Here is a 23,785-nt window from a genome sequence, read left to right on the forward strand (position 1 = left end):
CGCAGGTGCGGGGTTTCATTCCCATGAGGGAGAGATCGATTTCGGCGGCGCCCGTCGTGCCGGCCACGGTGAAAGGCCGTGCCATAAAGGTGCTGCATGTCGATCTGCGCCGACTGCGCGACCTTTCCGCGTGTGAAGACATCGCGAATGAAGCGGCTCTTGCCGGGTTCAATCACCTCTGCGTCGGACCGGTTTTCGACCTCGGTGAGGGCGCCGATCCTCTTCTCGTTTCCAATCACGATCGCTCGATTGCGAATCTGGCCTCCGTCGGGATGCCGTCGGACCTGATCAAGGTTTTGCGCCAGACCTGCGAGAAGGCGGGGCTCGCCTTATTCGTCGATATCGTCCTCGACCGCGTCGCTTTGGGCGGCCCGTCGGCGCAGGCGCTGGGCGGCGTCTATGACAGCCAGCCGGGCCTCAATCCGCTCGATCCCCGGCTCGCCCGGCGCGATGCGACGTCGGCTCTGCTCCGCAACGGCGCCGAGGAAGCTGCCGCGCATTGGTGGGCTGAACGTCTCTCTGAACTGGTCATGGCGGGAGCGCAGGGCTTTCGTCTCCTTGGTCTTGCCGACCTGCCGCCACAGGCGTTGCGCCGGATCGTCGACCGCACAAAGGCGAAGACCGCCTGCGCGTTCTGGGGCTGGACCCCGGGACTGCTCTGGTCGCGGCACGGCGAACTTGTGGGCGCGGATCTTTCGGCTGTCTTTGCGTCGACCTCGTGGTGGGACGGCCGGGCTTCCTGGTTCATCGACGAACATGAATCGCTGCGGCGGATCGCGCCCGTGCTTGGCGTGGCCGGCATACCGTTCGACGCTCAGTCGGCACCCCCGGCTGTATCGGCCCGGTCCTTGATGCTGGCCGCCGCCACCTCAGACGGCCTCTTCGTGCCACATGGGATGAGCGACGACAGTTCACTGCAGTCTGCGGCGGCACTGGCGGAGGAGATGGCCCGCAAGAGCGTTGGCGGCGGCTTGCGCTCGCTCACCAGTCCCGCGGAGACGGTGACCGTCCTGCTGCGCACGGACGGAGCCGATGCCCGCAGTGCCAGGCGAAGCGCGGTCGTCGCCCTCAACACTGATCCCTTTCGCGCACGCGATCTGCCCTTCGACCCCGCGATCCTGCCGCCCGCGGCAGGCGCCGCGTTGGGTGTCACGGGTACCGGGTCGTGCGCCACCCTGGAACCGGGAGAAGTCCGCGTGCTCGATGTGACGCCAAGCCAGCCCGTACGCAACGGCAAGAAGTCCGGCAAGCGCGAAGCCAATGCCGCGGCGGCAGAATCGCCCGTCGTCATCGAAAGGGTGAGCCCTTCGGTGAACGGCGGTGACTTCGCTGCCAAGCACATTGTCGGAAGGCCGCTGGTGATCGAGGCTGACATCTTCGCCGACGGACACGACCTGCTGGGCGCGGAAGTCCTGTGGTGGTCGGCCGACGACGACGAACGCAAGGCCGCGAAGCTCACGCATATCGCCAACGATCGCTGGCGCGCGACGGTGACGCCGGACCGGATCGGGCGGCATTACTTCTCGGTCGAGGCGTGGCGTGACGAGTATGGCAGCCTGGCGCACGGGCTCGAGGTCAAGCATCGCGCCGGCATCGACGTGACGGTGGAGCTGACCGAGGCGGCGATCTTCCTCGGGGAGTTGGAGAAGGAGCCGCGGATCAAGGCCCTGCTGGCCGAGGCTAAGGCACCGGAAGTGGAGGCAGCGGTCGCGCTGCTGACGTCGGCCGCCACACGCGCGACGGTTGCCGCCACAGCCGAGCGCAGCTTCCGGACCGATGTGGGCCCCTTCGCGGTGGATGTAGAACGGCCACAGGCCGAGTTCGCGTCCTGGTACGAATTGTTTCCGAGATCGCTGACGGACGATGCCAAACAGCACGGCACATTCGACGATGTGATCGCCGCCCTGCCGCGCGTGCGCGCAATGGGCTTCGACGTTCTCTATTTCCCGCCCATTCACCCGATCGGCAAGACGAACCGCAAGGGCCGCAACAACACGCTGACGCCGGGACCTGACGATGTCGGCAGCCCCTACGCGATCGGCGGCGAGGGCGGCGGCCACGACGCCATCCACAGCCAGCTCGGCACGCCAGAGGATTTTCGCCGGCTGGTGGCGGCGACACGAGAGCAGGGGCTGGAGATCGCGCTCGACTTCGCCATCCAATGCTCGCTCGACCATCCCTGGCTGCGCGAGCATCCGGACTGGTTCAAGCGGCGGCCCGACGGGACGATCAAGTACGCCGAGAATCCGCCCAAGAAATACGAAGACATCGTCAACGTGGACTTCTACGCCAAAGGCGCCGTACCCGCGCTCTGGCTGGCGTTGCGCGACGTCGTGCTGCACTGGGTGGAAGAGGGCGTCCGCATTTTCCGCGTCGACAACCCCCACACCAAGCCGCTGCCATTTTGGCACTGGATGATTGGCGACATCCGCGGGCGCTATCCCGACGTGATGTTCCTGTCGGAGGCCTTCACCCGGCCGAAGATGATGTACCGCCTGGCCAAGGTCGGTTTCTCGCAGTCCTACACCTACTTCACCTGGCGCAACGGCAAGCAGGAACTCATGGACTATATGCGCGAGCTGGCGACGACCGAGGTCGCCGACTATTTCCGGCCGAACTTCTTCGTCAATACGCCCGACATCAATCCGATCTTCCTGCAAAGCTCCGGCCGCGGCGGCTTCCTGATCCGCGCCGCGCTTGCCGCGACCCTTTCGGGCCTGTGGGGCGTCTATTCCGGCTTCGAACTCTGCGAGGCGGCGGCCCTGCCGGGACGCGAGGAATATCTCGATTCGGAGAAGTACGAGATCAGGCCGCGCGACTTCGCGGCGCCGGGCAACATCGTGGCAGAGGTTACGATGCTCAACCGGCTGCGCCGGGCGCATCCCGCGCTGCAGAGCCATCTCGGCATCACCTTCTACAATGCTGGCAACGACCAGATGCTGGTCTATGGCAAGCGGGTGCCGGGTGCCGAGGACATGGTGCTCGTCGCGGTCAGCCTCGATCCCCACCATCCCCAGGAGACCGGCTTCGAGATCCCGTTGTGGGAATGGAAGCTGCCCGACGACGGTGCCATCGAGGTCGAGGACCTGGTCGACGGTCACCGCTTCACCTGGCACGGCAAGAACCAGCATCTCCGCCTCGATCCGTCCGTCCTTCCCTTCGCCATCTGGCGCCTGTCGCCCCGGAGCGCCGCATGAACGCCCCCGTCGCCGAGACGCCCGCCACCCTGCCGGTCGCGACCGATCCGCAGTGGTACAAGGATGCGATCATCTATCAGCTGCACGTGAAGTCGTTCTTCGATTCGAACAATGACGGCATCGGCGATTTCCCCGGCCTGATCTCGAAGCTGTCGTATATCGCAGAGCTGGGCATCAACACGATCTGGCTGCTGCCCTTCTATCCGTCTCCGCGCCGCGACGACGGCTACGACATCGCGGAATACACCGCGGTGCATCCCGAATACGGCACGCTCGACGACGTGAAGCGGCTGATCGAGGAGGCACACAAGCTCGGCATCCGCGTCATCACGGAGCTGGTGATCAACCACACATCGGACCAGCATGCCTGGTTCCAGCGCGCGCGGCTGGCGCCGCCGGGTTCGCCCGAGCGCGACTTCTATGTCTGGTCCGACACCGACCAGAAATACGACGGCACGCGCGTCATCTTCATCGATTCCATCCGCTCCAACTGGACGTGGGACCCGGAGGCCAAGGCCTATTTCTGGCATCGCTTCTATTCGCACCAGCCGGACCTCAATTTCGACAATCCCGCCGTGCTCGAAGCGGTGCTGGGCGTGATGCACTTCTGGCTCGACATGGGCATCGACGGGCTTCGGCTCGACGCGGTGCCCTACCTGGTCGAACGCGAGGGCACGAACAACGAGAACCTGCCCGAGACGCATCAGGTGCTGAAGCGCATCCGCGCCGAGATCGACCGCGCCTATCCTGGCCGCATGCTGCTGGCCGAGGCCAACCAGTGGCCCGAGGACACCAAGGAGTATTTCGGTCAGGGCGACGAATGCCACATGGCGTTCCACTTCCCCCTGATGCCGCGCATGTACATGGCGCTGGCGCGCGAGGATCGCTTTCCGATCACCGACATCATGCGCCAGACGCCGCAGATTCCCGACAATTGCCAGTGGGCGATCTTCCTGCGCAATCACGACGAGCTGACGCTCGAAATGGTGACGGACTCCGAGCGCGACTATCTGTGGGAGACCTACGCCACCGACCGGCGCGCGCGGCTGAACCTCGGTATACGCCGTCGTCTGGCACCATTGCTGGAGCGCGATCGCCGCCGTATTGAGCTGATGAACTGCCTGCTTCTGTCGATGCCGGGGGCGCCGGTGATCTACTACGGCGACGAGATCGGCATGGGCGACAATATCCGCCTCGGTGACCGCGACGGCGTGCGCACGCCGATGCAATGGTCGCCCGACCGCAATGGCGGCTTCTCGCGTGCCGATCCCGCGGCACTCGCGCTGCCGGTGATCATGGACGCGCTCTACGGCTACGAGACGGTGAACGTCGAGGCCCAGACGCGCGATGTCCATTCGATCCTGCACTGGACCCGGAAGATGATCGCGGTGCGGCGCACTCATGGCGCCTTCGGCCGCGGCACGCTGCGCTTCCTCTACCCAAAGAACCGCAAGGTGCTGGCCTATCTGCGCGAGCTCGACGGCGAGGTGATCCTCTGCGTCGCCAACGTCTCGCGCACGCCTCAGGCGGTCGAACTCGATCTCTCGGAGTTCGCGGGCCGCGTGCCGGTCGAGCTGAACGGCGGCTCGCTGTTCCCACCGGTCGGACAGCTGACCTACCTGCTGACCCTGCCGCCCTACGGCTTCTACTGGTTCATCCTGGCCAGCGAGACCGAGGCGCCGTCGTGGCATACGCCCGCGCCCGAGCCGCTGCCCGACTATGTCACCGTCGTGTTGCGTGGACCGTTGGGCGAGGGTGTACAGGCTTCGGCGCCGATGCTGGAGCGGGAGTCGTTGCCGCCGTACCTCGCCAAACGCCGCTGGTTCGGCGCCAAGGACAAGGTGCTGAAAACGGCGCGCTTCGCCTATCTGGCGCGACTCCCCGGGGGCGGCACACGAGACCTGCTGCTGAGCGAGGTCGAGGTGACGGCAGGCGACGAGACGAGCCGCTGGCTGCTGCCTCTGTCGATGAGCTGGGAGGATGAGCAAGCCGCCGCGCTGCCAGCACAGCTCGCCTTGGCGCGGGTACGACGCGGGCGCCGGATCGGTCTCCTGACCGATGCCTTCGCTGTGCCGGAGTTCGCCCGCGAGATGCTGGCGGCGATGGCGGCGGGCGTCACGCTGGAAGGGCCGGAGGGCAAGATCGTCTTCGAACCGACGGCGGACAAGGTCGAGCTGCTGCAGCGGCCGGCCGATTCGCAGGTCTTCTGGCTGTCGGCCGAGCAGTCCAACAGCTCGCTGGTCGTCGACGAGGCGGTGATGCTCAAGATCTTCCGCCGCATCCAGGCGGGCGAGCATCCCGAGGCGGAGATGAGCCGCTATCTCACGAGCCACAACTTCGCCAATGCGCCGACCTTGCTGGGCGAGGTGACCCGCATCGCGCCGAACGGCGAGCGCCATGCGCTGGCTGTGGCACAGGCCTTCGTGCGCAACCAGGGCGATGCCTGGACCTGGACCCTGAGCCAGTTCAACCGCGCCCTAGACAATCTCGCCAGCCGCGAGGCCACGGCCGAGTCGCGCGACGACGATATCGAGGATTATCACGCCTTCGCCGGCACGATCGGCCGCCAGCTCGGCGCCATGCACCAGGTCCTGGCGCGCGAGACCTCGGACGAAGCCTTCTCGCCGCGTCGCGCTACACCCGACGATATTGCCGCTTGGACCGAAAGGGCGACGTCTCTGCTTTCGCGGGCAATCGATACGATCGCCGGCATCAAGAGCTGGGACAGCGACGCTGCGGCCGCCGACGCGAAGCGCCTGGTCGACCGGCGCGAGGCATTGACCGCGCTACTGCAACAGCTCGCGCAGAGCGGCCTCGATTCGATCGTGTCGCGCATCCATGGCGACTTCCATCTGGGCCAGGTGCTGATTGCCAGCGCCGACGCCTACATCATCGACTTCGAAGGCGAGCCGGCGCGGCCGATGGAGGAACGGCGGCGCAAGGCCAGCCCGATGCGTGATGTGGCGGGCCTGCTGCGATCGCTCGACTATGCGGCGGCCGCGACGCTCGATCCCAAGAACCTGATCGTCAACCGCATTCCGCCGGTGCGCCGCCTCACGCTCGTGACCCGCTTGCGCAAGGGCGCGCAGCGCGCTTTCCTCAAGACCTATCGCGAGGCGACGGTCGGCATGCCCGGCATGGACCACGGCGAGCTGCTCGACTTCTTCCTGGCGGAAAAGGCCGCATACGAGATCTGCTACGAGGCGGCGAACCGGCCGAGTTGGGTGCCGATCCCGCTGTCGGGCCTGTCGCGGCTGACGGCGCGGCTGCTGCGGGAAACGCCGCCGCAGGAGAGCACATGAACGCGGTGACGCCTGCCGGCCGGCTCGATCGCGAGACGGCCGAGGCGCTGGAGGCGGGCCGCCCGCTCGACGCGTTCGCCGTATTGGGACCGCATGACAGCAAGGCCGGCCGCATCGTTCGGGTCTTCGTGCCGGGCGCCCAGGCGGTCGAGGTAGTCGGCCGCGACGACGGCCGGCCGTGGGGCGCGCTGACGCCCGGCCTCGCCGCCGGCCTCTTCGAGGGACCCGTCGAGCAATCGGGTGCCTACCTGCTGCGCATCCAGTGGCCCGGCGCGGTGCAGGAGACGGAAGACGCCTACGCCTTTGGTCCTGCGCTGGGTGATCTCGACCTGCACCTCTTCAACGAGGGGCGGCACTTCGAATTGGCCGAAGCGCTGGGTGCCAATGTCCTGTCGATGGACGGCGTAGAGGGCGTGCGCTTCGCCGTCTGGGCGCCGAATGCCCAGCGCGTCGCGTTGATCGGTGATTTCAATTCCTGGGACCGGCGACGGCACCCGATGCGCCTGCGGCCCGCGGCGGGCGTGTGGGAGATCTTCATCCCGCGCCTCGGCCCGGGGACTCGCTACAAGTTCGACATCGTTGGACCCGGTGGTGCGCGCCTACCGGACAAGGCCGACCCTGTTGCACAGCAGGCGGAGCTGGCGCCCGCCACGGCGTCGATCGTTGCGGCACCCGCCGCGAACCTGCGCTGGCATGACGAAGCCTGGATGGCCGGCCGTGCCGAGCGGCAGTCGGCGAAGGCGGCGATTTCCATCTACGAGGTCCATGCCGGCTCCTGGATGCGGCAGAAGGACGGTACCGGAGCAGGGGACCGGCCCCTCTGGGATTTCCTGACGGAGAGGCTGATCCCCTACGTCAAGGAGATGGGCTTCACCCATGTCGAGTTGCTGCCGGTGACGGAGCATCCGTTCGGTGGCTCCTGGGGCTACCAGCCTTTGGGTCTCTTCGCGCCGGCCGCGATCTTTGGACCGCCCGAATCCTTCGCGCGCTTCGTCGATGCCGCGCATCGCGCGGGCATCGGCGTGCTGCTCGACTGGGTGCCGGCGCATTTCCCGACCGATACTCACGGTCTGGCCCGCTTCGACGGCACGGCGCTCTACGAGCACCTCGATCCGCGTGAGGGCTACCATCACGACTGGAACACCTACATCTACAATTTCGGGCGGCGCGAGGTGCAGGGTTTCCTGATCGCCAGCGCGCTGCACTGGCTGGAGCGCTTCCATGTCGACGGGTTGAGGGTCGATGCCGTCGCTTCCATGCTCTATCGCGACTACAGCCGGCCGGCTGATGCGTGGATCCCCAACATTTACGGCGGGCGCGAGAATCTCGAGGCGATCGGCTTCCTGCGCCACCTGAATGCCGTTGTCGCCGAGCGTTGTCCCGGCGCGATCATGATCGCCGAGGAGTCGACGGCCTGGCCCGGTGTCTCGGCGCCGCTGCCGGAGGGTCTCGGTTTCTCCTTCAAATGGAACATGGGCTGGATGCACGACACGCTCCAGTACATCGAGCACGAGCCGATCCATCGCGCCTATCACCACGACCAGATGACCTTCGGCCTGATCTACGCCTTCTCCGAGCGTTTCGTGCTGCCGATCTCTCACGATGAGGTCGTGCACGGGAAGGGATCGCTGCTGGGCAAGATGCCGGGCGACCGCTGGCAGCGTTTCGCCAACCTCCGCGCCTATTTCGGCTTCATGTGGGCGCATCCCGGCAAGAAGCTCCTGTTCATGGGCAGCGAGATCGCCCAGGAGCGCGAGTGGAACCATGATGCCGAGTTGGACTGGTCCCTGCTCGACGACGGCGCTCATGCCGGCATCCAGCGGCTGGTGCACGATCTCAACCATCTCTACGCGGCCGAGCCGGCGCTGCATGGCTCCGACACCGACCCGGCGGGCTTTGCCTGGATCGTGGGCGACGATCGCGCCAATTCGGTCTACGCCTTCCTCCGCACATGCGGCACGGCCAAGCCGCTGCTTGTCGTCTGCAACATGACGCCGGTGCCGCGTCACGCCTATCGAATCGGCGTTCCGAAGCCCGGCCGCTGGCGCGAGGTGGCCAACACGGATTCACGCTTCTACGGCGGCAGCGACCTCGGCAACGACGGAAGCGTGACGGCGGTAGACACGCCGTCGCACGGGCATTCCCAGTCGGTTCAACTCACTTTGCCGCCGCTCGCGACAGTGATCCTACGCGGCGAGGACTAAGTGGCGGCGTCCCCCTGGCCCGATCGGCTGTTGCCGGGCGCGTCGTACCCGCTCGGCGCGACCTGGGATGGTCTCGGCACCAACTTCGCGGTCTTCTCCGCGCACGCGACCCGTATCGAGCTTTGCCTGTTCGATCCCTCAGGCCGTCGGCAGCTTGCCCGCTTCGATCTGCCGGAATGCACCGACGAGGTCTGGCACGGCTATCTGCCGAACGCCCGTGCGGGCCTGGCCTACGGCTATCGCGCGTATGGACCCTACGAGCCGCAGGCCGGCCATCGCTTCAATCCGCACAAGCTGCTGATCGACCCCTATGCGCGGCGCCTCACCGGCGAGATGCGCAATGCCGATGCGCTTTACGGCTATCGCATCAACTCCCCGCGCGCCGACCTGTCATTCGACCGGCGCGACAGTGCCCCGGGCGTCATGAAGGCGGTGGTCGCCGACGAGAGCTTCAACTGGGCCGACGACCGGCCGCCGGCCGTGCCGTGGTCGGACACCGTGATCTACGAGGCCCATCTCCGCGGCCTCAGCGTCATGCGTCAGGACCTTCGGCCCAACGAGCGCGGCACCTTCGCAGCCCTGGGGGATCCGGTGTTCATCGACCATCTGCGGCGCCTCGGCGTCACGACGGTCGAACTGCTGCCGATCCACGCCTTCGTGCAGGATCGCTATCTGCTGGAAAAGGGGCTGCGTAACTACTGGGGCTATAACAGCCTCGCCTTCTTTGCGCCGGAGCCGCGCTATCTCTCCGACGGCACGCTGGACGAGTTGCGCATCGCCGTGCGGCGCCTGCATGCGGCGGGACTCGAGCTGATCCTCGATGTCGTCTACAACCATACGGCTGAGGGCAACGAGATGGGACCGACGCTGTCGTTTCGCGGCCTCGACAATGCCAGCTACTACCGGCTGCTGCCGGACAATCCGCGCCACTACATCAACGACACCGGCACCGGTAACACGCTCAACCTGTCGACGCCGCGCGTCCTGCAGATGGTCATGGACTCGCTGCGCTACTGGGTGACGGCGTTCCATGTCGACGGTTTCCGCTTCGATCTTGGCGTGACCCTGGGCCGCGAGGCGCATGGCTTCGATCCGGGATCGGGCTTCTTTGACGCGATCCGGCAGGATCCGGTGCTGCAGAAGGTGAAGCTCATCTCCGAGCCATGGGACATCGGGCCGGGCGGCTACCAGGTCGGCAACCATCCGCCGGGCTTCGCCGAATGGAACGACCGGTTCCGCGACGGGGTGAGACGCTACTGGCGCGGCGATCCGGGCCAGCGCGCCGACTTCGCCGCGCGCCTCGCTGGATCGAGCGACCTGTTCGATCGCCGGCATCGGCGCCCCTGGGCATCGATCAATTACGTGGCCTGTCACGACGGCTTCACGCTGCTCGACACGGTGAGTTACGTCGAAAAGCACAACGAAGCCAATGGCGAGGACAACAAGGACGGACACGGCGAGAACTATTCGAGCAACTGGGGCGAGGAGGGGCCGAGCACGGACCCTCTGATCCTCGACACGCGCCGGCGGCTACAGCGCGCGATGCTGGCCACGCTGTTCCTGGCCCAGGGAACGCCCATGCTATTGGGTGGCGACGAGTTCGGCCGAACACAGAACGGCAACAGCAACGCCTATTGCCAGGACAACGAGACCTCATGGATCGACTGGAGCCTGCTCGACAAACCTGAGGGTAAGACTCTCATGGACTTCGTCGCGCGGCTCGTGGCGCTGCGCCATCGCCATCCCGTGCTTCGGTCTCCGTACTTCCTGCATGGAAGGGAGTACCCGGCCGAGGGCGTTCCCGACATCGCCTGGTTCGATGCGTCCGGCCAGATCATCTCGGAGGAATCCTGGAACAACGCCGAGGATCGCTGCCTTGCCTTGAGGCGCGCGGGTCCCAACGACGATGGCTCCGTGACCCTGGTGACGGCCTTCTTCAACTCAGGCAGCGCGGACTGCCATTTCCTGCTGCCGGAACCACGCTGGCCGACGCGCATTGTGCTGGATAGCGCCGTGCCCGACGCGGCCGAGCGCGACCTCGAGGAAGAAGAGATTGTGGTCGGACCGCGTAGCGTCGTGCTGGCACTGGCCACCAAGGCGAAGGAATGAAGAACTGGTTCGTGCGTGATCTCCCGTTCGGCGCGGCGTTGCTCCCGTCCGGCGCGACGCGCTTCCGATTTTGGGCGCCGGCGCAAAAGCAGGTGAGTGTCGAGGTCGAAGGCCTTTCACCGGTGTCGATGAAAGCCCTCGAGGGCGGATGGTTCGAGGCCGAAGTCTCCTGCGGTCCCGGCGTCCGTTATCGCTATCGCCTCGAAAACGGGCTCGCTGTCCCCGATCCGGCGTCGCGCGCCCAGGCGGAGGATGTGCACGGGCCCAGTCTCGTCGTGGACCCTCGCGGCTACAGCTGGCGGCACGCTGGCTGGCGCGGCCGGCCGTGGCACGAGACGGTTCTCTACGAGTTGCATGTCGGGGCCTTCGGCGGCTTTTCAGGCGTCCAGGCGGCGCTGCCGGCCCTAGCCGAACTCGGCGTCACGGCGATCGAATTGATGCCTATCAACGATTTCCCGGGCCGGCGGAACTGGGGCTATGACGGCGTGCTCCCGTTCGCGCCCGACCGTAGTTACGGCACGCCCGACGAGTTGAAGGCGCTGATCGATTCGGCGCACGGCATCGGGCTGATGATGTTCCTTGACGTCGTCTACAATCACTTCGGGCCCGACGGGAACTATCTCTCGGCCTATGCGCCCCGGTTCTTCCGCGACGATATCGCGACGCCGTGGGGCGCCGCGATCGACTTCCGCCGCCCCGAGGTCCGTCGCTACTTCACCGAGAACGCCCTCTACTGGCTGCAGGAATATCGCTTCGACGGGCTGCGCTTCGACGCCGTGCATGCGATCTCCGAGGCTGACTGGCTGGACGAGATGGCGGCCGAAGTCCGCCGTTCAGTCGAGCCCGGCCGTCATGTGCATCTCGTGCTGGAGCATGACGGCAACGTGGCCGACCACCTGCGGCGCGATTTCGATGCCCAATGGAACGACGACGCCCACCACGTCCTGCATGCAATGCTGACGGGCGAGAACGACGGGTACTACGCCGACTATGCCGACCGGCCAGCCCACCGGCTGGCGCGGGCGCTTGCAGAGGGATTCGTCTACCAGGGCGATCCCTCGGCCTATCGCAAGGGCGAGGCGCGCGGAACGCCCAGCAACGATCTGCCGCCAACCGCCTTCGTGCTCTTCCTCCAGAACCACGACCAGATCGGCAACCGGCCGTTCGGCGATCGCCTGACCGATCATGTCGATCCGGATTTGCTGGAAGCCGCGATCGCCTTGCAGCTTCTCTGCCCGCATGTGCCGATGATCTTCATGGGTGAGGAGGACGCCACGACCTCGCCGTTCCTGTACTTCACCGATCACATCGGCGACCTGGCGAATGCCGTCCGCGAAGGCCGTCGCCGCGAGTTTGCGGGCTTCAAGGGCTTTGCGCCGGGCGAGGGGACATCGAACATTCCCGATCCCAACGAGCCTTCGACCTTCGAGCAGAGCCGTCCGTTGCCGGGCGCCCAGAAAGACAAGGCGCGCCATCGGCTCTATCGCGAACTTCTCGGCATCCGCCTTCAGGCGCTGATGCCTCGGCTCGGGGGAGCGAAATCCCTGGGAGCGACGGCCGTCGAGCCGTCGTCGGTCGTGGCGCGTTGGCGGCTGGGCGATGGCACGGTCTTGGTGATCGCCGCCAATCTCGGTGGCGAGCCCGCGCGGATCGAGAACCTTCAGGGCGACCTTCTGTTCGAGTCCCGCGCCGGAGCCGCCAAGGCGGCGCGCAGCGGCCGGCTCGCCGGTGCGACCACGGTGGCGCTGATCGTGCGGGCACCATGAGCGACGAGGACATTCGCCACCTCGCGCGCGCGGCCGGCCTGGCCGAGACCTGGACCGACGCCCTTGGCCAGCCACAGCAGGTGTCGATCGGGTCGCTGCACCGCATCCTCGCCGCCCTCGGTCTCGGTGCGGCAACACCTGCCGACATCGAGAACAGCCATCGCAAGCTCGATCAGCCCAATACGCTGCCGCCGCTGGTCACCCTACAGGCCGGAACGCGGCTCGCCCTGCCGCGCGGCACCGGCGGTGCGGCGAGGGGGCAGATCACCTACGAGGACGGCAGCTCGGCATCGCTTCGGTTCTCCCTGCGCGGTGATCGACTGATCGGTCCCGCCCTCGACCGGGTCGGTTATCACCGGCTGGAATTCGGCGACCGCCAGGTGACGGTCGCGGTCGCCCCGCCGCGCTGCGTGACGATCGAGGAGCGTGCCGGAGGCAAACGTTTGTGGGGCGTTGCGGCGCAGATTTACAGTCTGCGGCGCGCCGGCGATGGCGGCATCGGCGATGCTACGGCGGTGCGCCAACTTGCCGAAGGCGCGGCGCGTCACGGCGCCGATGCGATCGCGCTCAGCCCGGCGCATAGTCTCTTCGCCGCCGATTCCGGCCGCTACGGCCCCTATTCGCCGTCGAGCCGCCTGTTCTTCAACCCGCTGTTTGCCGATCCTGAGATCGTCTTCGGACCGGAGCGCGTGGCTCAGCACCGCCGCGACGGCCAGGATCTGGAGCAGGCGCCTCTGGTCGATTGGCGGCCGGCGGCTGAAGCGAAGCTCGCGCTGCTGCGCCGCCTGTTCGAGGATTTCGAGAGACAGGACACGGCAAAAGACACCGGCTTGGCGGAGGACTTCACCGCGTTTGTAAGAGAGAGCGGCGACCTGTTGCAGGGCCACGCGCTGTTCGAGGCGCTGCACGGCAAGTGGCTGGGCGGCGAACCGGCGCGCGGCTACTGGCGCGATTGGCCGCCGGCCTTCCGGCAAGGGCTCGCGCGGCCCGACGATCCGGAGATGGCCGCTTTTCTGGCGGCCGAAGGCAGCACGGTCCGCTTCCACCAGTTCCTGCAATGGCTGGCGTCGCGCTCGTTCGCGGCGGCACAGGCGGCCGCGGTCGGGGCAGGCATGAAGATCGGCCTGATCAGCGACCTCGCCATCGGCATGGACCGCGCCGGCAGCCATGCCTGGTCGCGCCAGAGCGACCTGCTGCTGGGGCTGAACATCGGCGCACCACCCGACGAGTTCAATCGTGCGGGCCAGGACTGGGGCCTGTCCGGCTTCTCGCCGCAGGCGCTCAGGGCCACCGGCTTCGAGCCGTTCCTGTCGACGGTCCGGGCAGCCATGCGCCATGCCGGCGGCGTCCGCATCGATCACATCATGGGACTGCAGCGACTGTGGCTGGTGCCGGAGGGCGCCTCGGCCGCAGAGGGCGCCTATCTAAACTATCCCCTGGACGACTTCCTGCGGCTGCTCGCCCTCGAATCGCACCGGCACGGCGCCGTGGTGATCGGCGAGGATCTCGGCACCGTGCCGCGCGGCTTCCGCCGCCGCCTCACGCAGGCGGGCATCGCCGGGATGGACGTGATGTGGTTCGAACGCAACCGCGGCAGCTTCCGGACGCCGGCACGCTGGCGGCCCGACGCCGTTTCCATGACGACGACGCACGACCTGCCCACCGTCGCCGGCTGGTGGCGTGGCAGCGATATCGACACGAGGGGCGCGCTCGGCCTCTCGGCCGAAGGTGAGATCGAGGGGCGGCAGCGCGACCGCCGCCGCCTGTGGCAGGCCTTCACGGTAGCCGGGACCGGCGAAGGTCCGGCGCCCGGCCTTGATGATCCGGCGCCCGTCGTCGATGCGGCTCTGGGCTTCGTCGCCAGCTCGCCGGCGCCGCTGATGCTGGCACCGCTGGAAGACCTGCTGGGCCTTGCCGAGCAACCCAATCTTCCGGGCACGATCGACGAACATCCGAACTGGCGCCGCCGTCTTGAACCGCCGGCGGCGAACCTGTTCGACGATCCGGCGGTGGCCCGTCGCGCCGCCACGATCGTCGCGCGCCGTCCATGATCCCGCGGGCCACGCTGCGGCTGCAATTCCATCGCGGTTTCACCTTTGCCGATGCCGCGCCTCATGCGGCGTGGTTCGCGGCACTGGGCATCAGCCACGTCTATGCCTCGCCCATCGCCGTCGCACGGCCGGGCTCGATGCATGGCTACGACGTGATCGATCCGACGAGGGTCAATCCGGAACTGGGCGGTGAGGAAGGGCTGCTGTCGCTGGCCGCCGCGCTGCGTGCCGTCGGTGTCGGCCTGATCCTCGACATCGTGCCCAATCATATGGCCGCCGATACGCGCAACGGGTGGTGGCGTGACGTGCTACGCCGGGGACGCGCGAGCCGCCACGCCGAATGGTTCGACATCGACTGGGAGCCGACGGAAGAGGGGCCGGCCAAGATCCTGCTGCCCATTCTGGGGCGCCCCCTCGCCGAGGTCATCAAGGCCGGCGAACTGTCGGTCGCGACGGACGACGAAGGCCGGCCGGAGTTGCGTTACTTCGAGAACGCCTTCCCGCTTTGCGACGGGAGTGCCGAGGGCCGCGGCAGCCTTGCCAACCTGCTGGCAAGGCAACATTACCGGCTCGACTCCTGGCGGGTGGCTGGCGACCGCATCAACTGGCGTCGCTTCTTCGACATCAACGAACTGGTCTGCCTGCGCATGGAACGGCCGGAGACCTTCGAGGCGGTCCATGCTCTGCCGCTGCGGCTCTATGCCGAGGGCGTCATCGACGGGCTGCGCATCGACCATGTCGATGGGCTCACCGACCCCGCCGGCTACTGCCGGGACCTGCGCGCGCGCCTCGACCAACTGGCGGAGCAGCACGGACGGCCGCGGGCCTGGCTTGTCGTGGAGAAGATCCTGCTGAAGGGCGAGACACTGCCCCAGGACTGGGGCTGCGACGGCACGACCGGCTACGATTTCATGGACGAGGTGAACGCGCTCCAGCACGACGCGAACGGCGAACCGCTGCTGGCGAAAAGCTGGGCCGAACTCACCGGCCGGCCCGCGACCTTCGCGCCGGAGGAGTTGCAGGCGCGGCGCGAGATCGTGGCACGAAGCTTCTCGGCGCAGCTCGAAGCCTGTGCCGCGGCCTGGCAAGAGATCATGGGAGACCTCATTCCGCGGCCGACCTTGCGCCGGCTGCTGGCCGAGTTCCTCGCGCATGTTCCGGTCTATCGCACCTATGGCACCGGCCATGTTCTCTCCGGGCATGATGCCGCGATCCTGCGCGAGGTCGCTGCGCACGTTTCAAGGAATTGCCTGGCCACCGATCGATGGGCGGTCGAGCCTTTGTTCGCCGCGATGCTGACGCCACAGCCATCGCGAGGCTCGTGGCCGCGCGCGATGGCACGCTTCCAGCAGTTGAGCGCGCCCGTCGCCGCCAAGTCGGTCGAGGATACCGGCTTCTATCGCTACGGCCGTCTTCTGTCGCGCAACGATGTCGGCTTCGACGTCGAGACCTTCTCGATCGGCGTCGACGCCTTCCATGCGCGCATGCAGCGGCGTCGCGCGGACTATCCGCACACGATGCTCGCCACCGCCACGCACGATCACAAGCGGGGCGAGGATCTGCGGGCGCGCCTTGCGGTCCTGAGCGAACTCAGCGCCGACTGGACCAGCCTGCTGTCGCGCCGGATCGACACTTCGTCGTTGCACCCGACACCGGGCGACATCGCGATGCTGCTGCAGATGGTGGTCGGCGCCTGGCCGCTTGACCTCGCACGCAGCGATGCGGAGGGCCGCAAGGTCTTCGCCGAGCGGCTCTGCGGCTGGCAGCAGAAGGCGCTGCGTGAGGCCAAGCTCAGGAGCGACTGGGCGGCCGTCGACGAGGCGTACGAAGAGGCCGCGCGCTCCTTCACGATGCGCCTCGTCGCCGAGGACGGGATGCCCGATCTTCTCGACGATCTTCTAGGCATCGTTCACCGCATTGCACCGGCGGGGGCTGTGAACGGCCTTGCGCAGGGCCTGCTCAAGCTCACCGCGCCCGGTGTACCCGACATTTATCAGGGCACCGACCTCTGGGACTTCAGCCTGGTCGATCCTGACAATCGCCGGCCGGTCGACTTTGCTGCGCGTGCGAAAACGGACGACGCATCTTTGCCCAATCTGGCCCGGCACTGGCGCGACGGGCGCATCAAGCAGGCATTGATCCGGCGCACCCTCGCATTGCGCAAGCGTGCACCGCAGCTGTTCGCCGAAGGTACCTACCGTCCGGTCGACATCAATGGTCCGGCACGCGACTCCGTCGTCGCTTTCAGGCGGCAGCTGGGTAACGATTGGATACTGGTCGTCGTCCCGCGGCTTGTCGCGCCGCTGATGTCGAAGGAAGGGAGCCTCGCATTTCGACCCGACGCTTGGCGCGACACCAGTCTGAAGCTCGACGCCGATGGTGCGGTGCATGATATTCTTAGCGGTCGCAGCATCGACCTGACGTCCGGGCCGATCGTACTCGATCTGCTGTTGAAAGCCCTTCCGGTGGCGCTCGTTACCTCCTTTTCGCCAGGCTAAGGCGATTGTTGATAACGCGGCTGGCGAGACAACGGCGTGACGTGTAATTCAATGACCACTCGCGGCGGCGTGGAATGCAGACACGCAGCTCGACGCACGGGAGCCGGGGAGGGCCCACCTTGAGCGGGGGCACGCCCAAAAGCGGATATCCGGATGGCAGCGACCATGACCTCACGGTGCGTAGGTAGCCAAACATGGTCAGTCGGAGTGGCGCCCGACCCGCGAGAATTCTTTGACGACCAAGAGATACTGCGCGCCGTGCATGTGACCGCGGAACTCGCACGCGAGGTGGGCGTTCCCCTCCTCATCTGAGGAGAATTCACATGAATGGCATCATCTATCTGGTCGGTCTCGTCGTCGTGGTCATGTTCGTCCTGTCCTTCCTCGGCCTTCGGTAGGACATGGCCATGGCCACCGTCACCACCACCGCCGTCCCCGTCGAGACCGTTCCGTTTCGCTATCTCGATTGGGGTCCCGTGATCCTCGGCGCCCTCGGCGCCGCGGCCATGTCCGTCGTGCTGTTGGCCTTCGGCTCCGCGCTGGGCCTCAGCATCGTGTCGCCCTATCCCTATGCCGGTGTCACGGCGAAGGGGGCCGCCATCCTGGCAGCGGTCTATCTCGCTCTCGTCATGGTCGCGAGCTTCGCGGCGGGCGGCTATGTCGCCGGCCGCATGCGCGCGCCCTGGCTTACGACGGATGAGACCGAAAGCCACTTCCGCGACGGCGCGCACGGCTTCGGCGTGTGGGCGATCGGCGTGCTGCTCGGCGCGGCGCTTGCAGCTTCCGGTGTCGGCGCCGTCGTCTCCGCGGCCGGCAAGGCCACGACCGCCATCGCGGCTGCGGGCACGGCGGGTGCCGCGTCCAATCCAGCGATGGGCCAGCTCTCGCTGCGGCCGACCGACTATGCGATCGACCGCCTGCTGGCCCCGGGCCCGGCCGGCGCGCCGGCGGCCCAGCCCAACGCCACGCCGCGCACGCGTGCCGATCTAGAGGCGCCGATGGCACGCGCCCTGGCCACCAGCCTGACCACGCCGCAACTGGATGCCCGCGACCGGACCTATCTCGCGAGTGTGGTGGCCAACCAGACGGGTATGTCCCAGGCTGACGCCGAGAAGCGGGTCGACGAGACCTATGCCGACCTGAAGGCCGCCGAGCAGAAGGCCCGCGATGCGGCGGAGGCCGCCCGCAAGACCGCGATCATTGCGGCCTTTCTCGCGGCGGCGACGCTGGCGATCGGTTGTGCGGCGGCCTGTGCCGGCGCCGCCCTGGGAGCCCGCCATCGCGACGAACGGACGTCCGTCACGTTCCTCGGCTCGACGCGGTTCTGGTAAGAAATCCTGACAATCGTTTGAACGCCGGCGCGGTGTGACACCGCGCCGGCGTTCTTTTTTTGCGCTGCCTCACCATATATGAACAATGGATGGGCTGAATAGGATCGTGGAATGACGGATCAGCCAGTTCGAGGCGCAGAAGACCGACAGGCGGCAAGGCAGCTCAAGCGTCGAAGGCGCAAGGCCCAGATGATGCAGCAGAGACAGGCCGAAATGGCTCAGTCGCCTGTTCCTGCCGAGCCGCAGGCCCGACCGGCTCCCCCCGTTGCCGGGCCATCGAACCCCCTTGGACCGATCGCCAGCCGCGTCGGCCGGATCGGCGGACGGATGGTCATCAAGCAGATTCTCAAAATGCTGATCGGAGCCGTTCTGCGTCGTTAGCGGTTCCGCGGTCGCTTCATTCGCCGTCGGGCAAAGAACTTTCTTCGCGGGGCCGATTCCATCGCAGCTCTTTCACGATGGGCCTCGATTTTGGCAATCACAGTTATTGTTCCCGGGCGGGATCGCAGGCATTTCAGGAGGGTCGGAAGACCGCGGTTTTGATGGAGCAGCTTGCCCCGCGTCACCAAGGCTAAAGCGTCACGACGTTGTTCGTGGGCTCCGTCACGACGGATGATTGAGCGATGACCCAGCCTCCTGTGCCGAACCCCCTCCGCGCCCTCTGTCGACGCGACATGTGCAACACGACCTGTCGGCTTTTCTGAGCCGGCATTCCTTCAAGCAGTTGTCGTAACGCCACGACCGGCCCTCTCGGCCGGAGGAGCGAAGCCATGTCCGATCCCTTCATCGTCGAAATCTGGGGCGAGCCTGCGGGCATCGTCCTGCGCGAAGGCAACGCCTTCCGCTTCCATGCGACCGCGCGCCCGTTCTTCGAACTCGACGGCACGCAGTTCACCACGCCGGGCCATGCGCGCCTGGCCGCGGCCCGGCTGCATCGCACGGTGCGTCCCGCCGCTTCCCGTCCCTTTTGATCCGAGAGCATAGCCATCATGTCGACCCGTCAGACTTTCTTCGTCGCCCTGGCCATCGCGCTCGGCGTCATGTCCACCGTCGTCGCGGTCCGCGCCCAGACGGCGCAGGAGGTCGTCCTCACCAACGTCTCCTATGACCCGACGCGCGAGCTCTACAAGGCGCTCAACGACGCCTTCGCAAAGGAGCAGGCCGCGGCCGGCCAAAAGGTCACCATCCGCACCAGCCATGGCGGCTCCGGCAGGCAGGCTCGTTCGGTGATCGACGGGCTCGAGGCCGATGTCGTCACCCTGGCATTGGCCGGCGACATCGACGCGATCGCGCGCGAATCGAAGCGGTTGCCGGAGAACTGGCAATCGCGCCTGCCTAACAATGCGTCACCCTATACGTCGACCATCGTGTTCGTGGTGCGCAAGGGCAATCCCAAGGGCATCAAGGACTGGTTCGATCTTGCAAGGGAGGGCGTCTCGATCATCACCCCGAATCCGAAGACCTCGGGCGGGGCGCGGTGGAACTATCTCGCTGCCTGGGCCTATGAACTCGACCGCACCAAAGGAGACACCGCGGCGGCAAAGGGCTTCGTCGAGAAGATCTTCCGGAATGTGCCGGTGCTCGATTCGGGAGCACGCGGCTCGACCACGACCTTCGCCCAGCGCGCGGTCGGTGACGTGATGATCGCGTGGGAGAACGAGGCCTTCCTGACGGTGAAGGAATTCGGTGCCGACAAGTTCGACATCGTCGTGCCGCCGTTCTCGATCCTGGCCGAACCGCCGGTCTCGCTGGTCGACGTCGTCGTCGACAAGCGCGGCACGCGCAAGGTGGCGCAGGCCTATCTCGATTTCCTCTATTCGCCGGCGGCGCAGAAGATCATCGCGAACAATTTCTATCGCCCCTTCAAGCCGGAGGCGGCCGACCCGGCCGACCTGGCGCGGTTTCCGAAGATCAAGCTGGTGACGATCGACCAGGTCTTCGGTGGCTGGACCAAGGCGCAGGCCGAGCATTTCGCCGATGGCGGCGTGTTCGACCACATCTACAAGCCGTCCGGCAAAGCCGCGACGCGGTGAACCGGCCAAGCATTGGGAGACTGCCCATGCCACCGATCAAGCTCGAATTGCCGCATCACGGGCGGCAGGGGAACCGGTTGTTCGTCGAACCTCGCAAGTCGCAAGGGTTGATCCCGATGGTCTCGAACGACGACTATGAACGCGAGCGAGGCGAGGAGGGGCGGATGCCCGCGAGGAGAGCCGAATCCCGGCGATGAAAGCGCGGGCATCGAGCGACTATCATACATCTGGAGTAACTCCGATGTACCGGGTCGCCCTGCATGATCCCTATGGCGTTGGATCGGCGTAGGGCACATCTTCCAGCATCAGCCCGAACAAACTTCTTTGCTGGAGGTTGGCATGAGGCGAGAAATTGATCGCGCACGCCGCAATGCGCTGAAAACGGCCGGCCTGATCACGGGTGCGCTCCTGGCGGCGACCTTTCCGAACAGACAGTCGTCGGCGCAGGCGCAGCCCGCCCTCGATCGCATTCGTCCTGTCCCACCCGTTCGCCCCGTGCCGCCCGTTCGCCCCGTGCCGCCGCGCCCCATCCCGACCCCCGGCGGCAGCTGCTTCGCCCGGGGCACGCAGATCCTCACGCGCGAGGGCTATCGGCCGGTCGAAACCCTGAAGGCGGGCGACGAAGTCGCCGTGCATTCGGGAGGTTTCGCCCCGATCAAGGCGATGCTCGATCACACGTTGAACTGGGTGGGTGGCTATTGGGACGGCAATCCCCATAACCTCCCGGTCGTGATCCGGCGCGGTGCTCTGGACGAGAACTCGCCGACCGAAGATCTGTGCGTCACGGCGTTGCACGCGGTATATGTCGACGGCTTCCTGATGAATGCCGGCGACCTGGTCAACGGCACCAGCATCGCCTTCATGACGTATGACGGCCGGGACGTCCTCGAATTCTTCGGCATCGAACTCGAGCGCAACGACATCCTGATCGCGCAGGGGGCGCCCTGCGAATCTCTCTACAGGACGGGGATGAACCGCTGTGCGCCGCATCTGGCGTTCGACGGAGGCCGCAGCAGGCTCCGGTCCCACCTGCGCAGTGCCGCGTCGGTCATGATCGACCGGCGCCAGCCGATCGACATCATCCGGGACAAGATTGAGGAGCGGGGGCTCGGTTTGGCGCGAGCTGCGTAGGCCCTGGGATTTGCCGGAGTTCCATGGATGTCAGGCCAGCCGTAGCCGGGAGCCGTCCTTGTTTCCAAGGCTTCCCGGCTGGCGCTCCCTACGGGATTCGAACCCGTGTTTTAGCCTTGAGAGGGCCACGTCCTAGGCCTCTAGACGAAGGGAGCATAGGGCCAGAGGCGGACTGATAGTCGAATGCCCGCGCGGACGCAACCCCGCTCATTCAGGCGGGCTTTCGGCCGGCGATCCGCGACAGGACGCCGGGCACGAAGGGATGGACGGCCACATCGGTGAAGCCCGCACCCTGCAGATATCCCTTCACCTCCGATTCGGTGTGGGCGAGGCCGGTGCTGTTCTGGATGGCTTCGTTCAGGCCCCAGAGCGCGGCCGAGAGCGGGCCGTTCCGGTCGTCGTGCAGCGTCTCGCCGATCAGGTGCATCTCGCCGCCCGGCGCGAGGGCCGCGAACGCCTTGGCGACGACCAGGCGGATCAGGGCCGGCTCGTATTGCGGCAGGTTGCTCGCCATCACGACCACGTCGACGCCCGACGGGAAGGCGGTCTCGGTGAAGTCGCCGGGCAGGGTGCGGACCCGGTCGGCCGCGCCCTTGGCTTCGATGTATTCGTCCGCCACCACCGTGACCGGCGGCAGGTCGAGCACGATTGCCTTGAGGCCGGGATAGGTCCTGGTCGCCACGATGCTGTAGGCGCCGGAGCCGCCGCCGAGATCGAGCATCAACTTGCGGCCCGACAGGTCGACACTGCGGCTGAACAGGCGCGCGGCGCCCATGCCGATCGAGTAGGTGGCGGCGTGGTAGCGCCGTGCGTCTTCCACCGAGAAGTTCACGTAGGCGCCCAGCCTGTTCTCCTGCGGGTCGCGCAGGCGCTCCGAGAGTTCGCCGAAGGCCTTCCAGCGCGGCTTGGTGAACAGGATCCACGGGCCGGCGTATCGCTCGCCATCCTTGACCAGGAAGCGCTGGACATCGGTTGCGTTGGCGAAGCGTTCGCCGTCGCGCGACAGCAGCGTCATCGCGGCCAGGACGGTCAGCAGCCGTTCGGCATTGCGCTCGGAGATCCCGGCGGCCTTCGCGACGGCGGGGATGGTGTCGTGACCGTGGGCGATCGCGGTGAAGATGTCGAGCTCGACCGCGGCCATCAGGGCGGCACTTTCCCAGTAGGCCTGGGCGATCTTCTGCAACCGTGTCGTGTCGAGGCGCTGGTTCTCCGGCATTCTCGCGTTCCCTCCTTGGTTGCCTGACCATAGCGCGCGGGCCTAAGCTTCGTCGCCGCCGCTGGAGGACCCCGCCATGGACATGCCGATCGCTTCCGAACTGCCGCTCACCGGCATAGACGTGCACGCACTGTCGCCGGCCGACGGCGAATGGGTGCTGCGCCGGCAACTCGCCGCTGCCTACCGGCTGGTCGACCATTTCGGCTGGACCGAGCTGATCTACGGCCATCTCACCGCGCGTGTGCCGGGCGATGCGCCGCACTTCCTGATCAACCCCTATGGGCTGAACTACGACGAGGTGACGGCCTCCAACCTGGTCAAGATCGACCTCGACGGGAAGATCGTCGAGCCGAGCCAGTATCCGGTGAACTACGCCGGCTTCGTCATCCATTCGGCGGTCCACATGGCCCATGCCGAGCGCCACAAGGTCGTGATGCACACGCATACGCGCGCCGGCATGGCGGTCTGTGCGCTGAAGGACGGGCTGCTGCCGGTGTCGATGGTCTCGACCGCCTTCCACGGCAAGCTGTCGTACCACGATTATGAAGGGCCTAGCCTCGACCTCGACGAGCGCGCGCGGCTGCTGGCGAACCTCGGCAACAACCAGGCGATGATGCTGCGCAACCATGGCCTGCTGACCACTGGCCGCTCGGTGCCCGAGGCCTTCCTGCGCCTCTATCAGCTGGAGCGTGCCTGCCAGATCCAGCTCGACGCGGCCGCCGCGGGAACGCTCAATATCCTGGGCGACAATCTCGCGGCCAAGTCCGGCGCCGACATGGACCGCTTTTCGGAGAGGGAGTCCGCCGCGGGCGTTGGCGACCTCGAGTTTGCAGCGCTCGTTCGCAAGATCGACAAGGTCGACGCCAGCTGGCGCCACTGACTCAAGGGAGCGCGCAACTCCAGTTGCGCTCAAGCTCGTCTATCAGCAAGGCATGAGCGCCACTGGA

The 23,785-nt window shown here is 66.6% G+C and carries 15 protein-coding genes and 1 tRNA gene; 14 read left to right on the forward strand and 2 right to left on the reverse strand.

Features of this window, described 5'->3' with window-relative positions:
- Positions 1-23 precede the first annotated feature (23 nt).
- The 13 genes from AC1ROX_RS16325 (at position 24) to AC1ROX_RS16385 (ending at position 21,622) form a co-directional block, all read left to right on the forward strand.
- The gene (locus tag AC1ROX_RS16325; RefSeq protein ID WP_493126985.1) at positions 24-3,197 is read left to right on the forward strand and encodes an alpha-1,4-glucan--maltose-1-phosphate maltosyltransferase; all 3,174 of its coding nucleotides are present in this window, start codon (positions 24-26) and stop codon (positions 3,195-3,197) included.
- On the forward strand, positions 3,194-6,499 hold the full coding sequence (treS, locus tag AC1ROX_RS16330) for a maltose alpha-D-glucosyltransferase (RefSeq protein WP_493126986.1): 3,306 nt from the start codon (positions 3,194-3,196) through the stop codon (positions 6,497-6,499). The genes AC1ROX_RS16325 and treS overlap by 4 nt, the downstream gene beginning before the upstream one ends.
- On the forward strand, positions 6,496-8,703 hold the full coding sequence (gene glgB / locus AC1ROX_RS16335; protein WP_493126987.1) for a 1,4-alpha-glucan branching protein GlgB: 2,208 nt from the start codon (positions 6,496-6,498) through the stop codon (positions 8,701-8,703). Before treS ends, glgB begins: the two co-directional genes overlap by 4 nt.
- Positions 8,704-10,812 carry a glycogen debranching protein GlgX gene (gene glgX, locus AC1ROX_RS16340; protein ID WP_493126988.1) on the forward strand — a complete coding sequence of 703 codons (2,109 nt, stop codon included), beginning with the start codon at positions 8,704-8,706 and terminating at the stop codon, positions 10,810-10,812.
- Entirely contained in the window at positions 10,809-12,578 is a 1,770-nt protein-coding gene (gene treZ, locus AC1ROX_RS16345; protein WP_493126989.1) for a malto-oligosyltrehalose trehalohydrolase, read from the forward strand. Before glgX ends, treZ begins: the two co-directional genes overlap by 4 nt.
- Complete coding sequence (gene malQ, locus AC1ROX_RS16350) at positions 12,575-14,629, forward strand: 4-alpha-glucanotransferase (protein ID WP_493126990.1); 2,055 nt, start codon at positions 12,575-12,577, stop codon at positions 14,627-14,629. Before treZ ends, malQ begins: the two co-directional genes overlap by 4 nt.
- Positions 14,626-17,127: a malto-oligosyltrehalose synthase gene (treY, locus tag AC1ROX_RS16355; protein WP_493126991.1), complete on the forward strand. Its 2,502-nt coding sequence runs from the start codon at positions 14,626-14,628 to the stop codon at positions 17,125-17,127. Before malQ ends, treY begins: the two co-directional genes overlap by 4 nt.
- 407 nt (positions 17,128-17,534) lie before the next feature.
- Complete coding sequence (locus AC1ROX_RS16360) at positions 17,535-18,458, forward strand: hypothetical protein (protein WP_493126992.1); 924 nt, start codon at positions 17,535-17,537, stop codon at positions 18,456-18,458.
- A gap of 111 nt (positions 18,459-18,569) precedes the next feature.
- The gene (locus AC1ROX_RS16365) at positions 18,570-18,839 is read left to right on the forward strand and encodes a hypothetical protein (protein ID WP_493126993.1); all 270 of its coding nucleotides are present in this window, start codon (positions 18,570-18,572) and stop codon (positions 18,837-18,839) included.
- Positions 18,840-19,228: 389 nt separating this feature from the next.
- Positions 19,229-19,429 carry a hypothetical protein gene (locus AC1ROX_RS16370; protein WP_493126994.1) on the forward strand — a complete coding sequence of 67 codons (201 nt, stop codon included), beginning with the start codon at positions 19,229-19,231 and terminating at the stop codon, positions 19,427-19,429.
- 18 nt (positions 19,430-19,447) lie between these two features.
- A complete protein-coding gene (locus tag AC1ROX_RS16375; RefSeq protein WP_493126995.1) occupies positions 19,448-20,491 on the forward strand; it encodes a sulfate ABC transporter substrate-binding protein in 1,044 nt (347 codons plus the stop codon).
- 26 nt (positions 20,492-20,517) lie between these two features.
- Positions 20,518-20,688 (forward strand): hypothetical protein, encoded by a 171-nt coding sequence (locus tag AC1ROX_RS16380; RefSeq protein WP_493126996.1) that lies wholly within the window; start codon positions 20,518-20,520, stop codon positions 20,686-20,688.
- Positions 20,689-20,830: 142 nt separating this feature from the next.
- Entirely contained in the window at positions 20,831-21,622 is a 792-nt protein-coding gene (locus tag AC1ROX_RS16385; RefSeq protein WP_493126997.1) for a Hint domain-containing protein, read from the forward strand.
- Positions 21,623-21,701: 79 nt separating this feature from the next.
- Here AC1ROX_RS16385 and AC1ROX_RS16390 read toward each other — a convergent pair.
- Both AC1ROX_RS16390 and AC1ROX_RS16395 read right to left on the reverse strand, forming a co-directional pair.
- Positions 21,702-21,777: transfer RNA gene (locus AC1ROX_RS16390), tRNA-Glu, on the reverse strand.
- Positions 21,778-21,833: 56 nt separating this feature from the next.
- The gene (locus tag AC1ROX_RS16395) at positions 21,834-22,838 is read right to left on the reverse strand and encodes a methyltransferase (protein ID WP_493126998.1); all 1,005 of its coding nucleotides are present in this window, start codon (positions 22,836-22,838) and stop codon (positions 21,834-21,836) included.
- Between the two features lie 76 nt (positions 22,839-22,914).
- On the opposite strand from AC1ROX_RS16395, the gene AC1ROX_RS16400 reads away from it, so the two are divergent.
- Entirely contained in the window at positions 22,915-23,718 is an 804-nt protein-coding gene (locus AC1ROX_RS16400; RefSeq protein WP_493126999.1) for a class II aldolase/adducin family protein, read from the forward strand.
- Positions 23,719-23,785: the final 67 nt, after the last annotated feature.

It is taken from the genome of Reyranella sp. GW821-FHT14A01 (assembly GCF_058803965.1).

Coding starts and splice junctions, on each gene's coding strand:
- treY (WP_493126991.1), top strand. CDS start 14,626: ATGATCCCGCGGGCCACGCTGCGGCTGCAATTCCATCGCGGTTTCACC.
- AC1ROX_RS16370 (WP_493126994.1), top strand. CDS start 19,229: ATGTCCGATCCCTTCATCGTCGAAATCTGGGGCGAGCCTGCGGGCATC.
- treZ (WP_493126989.1), top strand. CDS start 10,809: ATGAAGAACTGGTTCGTGCGTGATCTCCCGTTCGGCGCGGCGTTGCTC.
- malQ (WP_493126990.1), top strand. CDS start 12,575: ATGAGCGACGAGGACATTCGCCACCTCGCGCGCGCGGCCGGCCTGGCC.
- AC1ROX_RS16395 (WP_493126998.1), bottom strand. CDS start 22,838: ATGCCGGAGAACCAGCGCCTCGACACGACACGGTTGCAGAAGATCGCC.
- glgB (WP_493126987.1), top strand. CDS start 6,496: ATGAACGCGGTGACGCCTGCCGGCCGGCTCGATCGCGAGACGGCCGAG.
- AC1ROX_RS16400 (WP_493126999.1), top strand. CDS start 22,915: ATGGACATGCCGATCGCTTCCGAACTGCCGCTCACCGGCATAGACGTG.
- AC1ROX_RS16375 (WP_493126995.1), top strand. CDS start 19,448: ATGTCGACCCGTCAGACTTTCTTCGTCGCCCTGGCCATCGCGCTCGGC.
- treS (WP_493126986.1), top strand. CDS start 3,194: ATGAACGCCCCCGTCGCCGAGACGCCCGCCACCCTGCCGGTCGCGACC.
- AC1ROX_RS16385 (WP_493126997.1), top strand. CDS start 20,831: ATGAGGCGAGAAATTGATCGCGCACGCCGCAATGCGCTGAAAACGGCC.
- AC1ROX_RS16360 (WP_493126992.1), top strand. CDS start 17,535: ATGGCCACCGTCACCACCACCGCCGTCCCCGTCGAGACCGTTCCGTTT.
- AC1ROX_RS16325 (WP_493126985.1), top strand. CDS start 24: ATGAGGGAGAGATCGATTTCGGCGGCGCCCGTCGTGCCGGCCACGGTG.
- AC1ROX_RS16365 (WP_493126993.1), top strand. CDS start 18,570: ATGACGGATCAGCCAGTTCGAGGCGCAGAAGACCGACAGGCGGCAAGG.
- AC1ROX_RS16380 (WP_493126996.1), top strand. CDS start 20,518: ATGCCACCGATCAAGCTCGAATTGCCGCATCACGGGCGGCAGGGGAAC.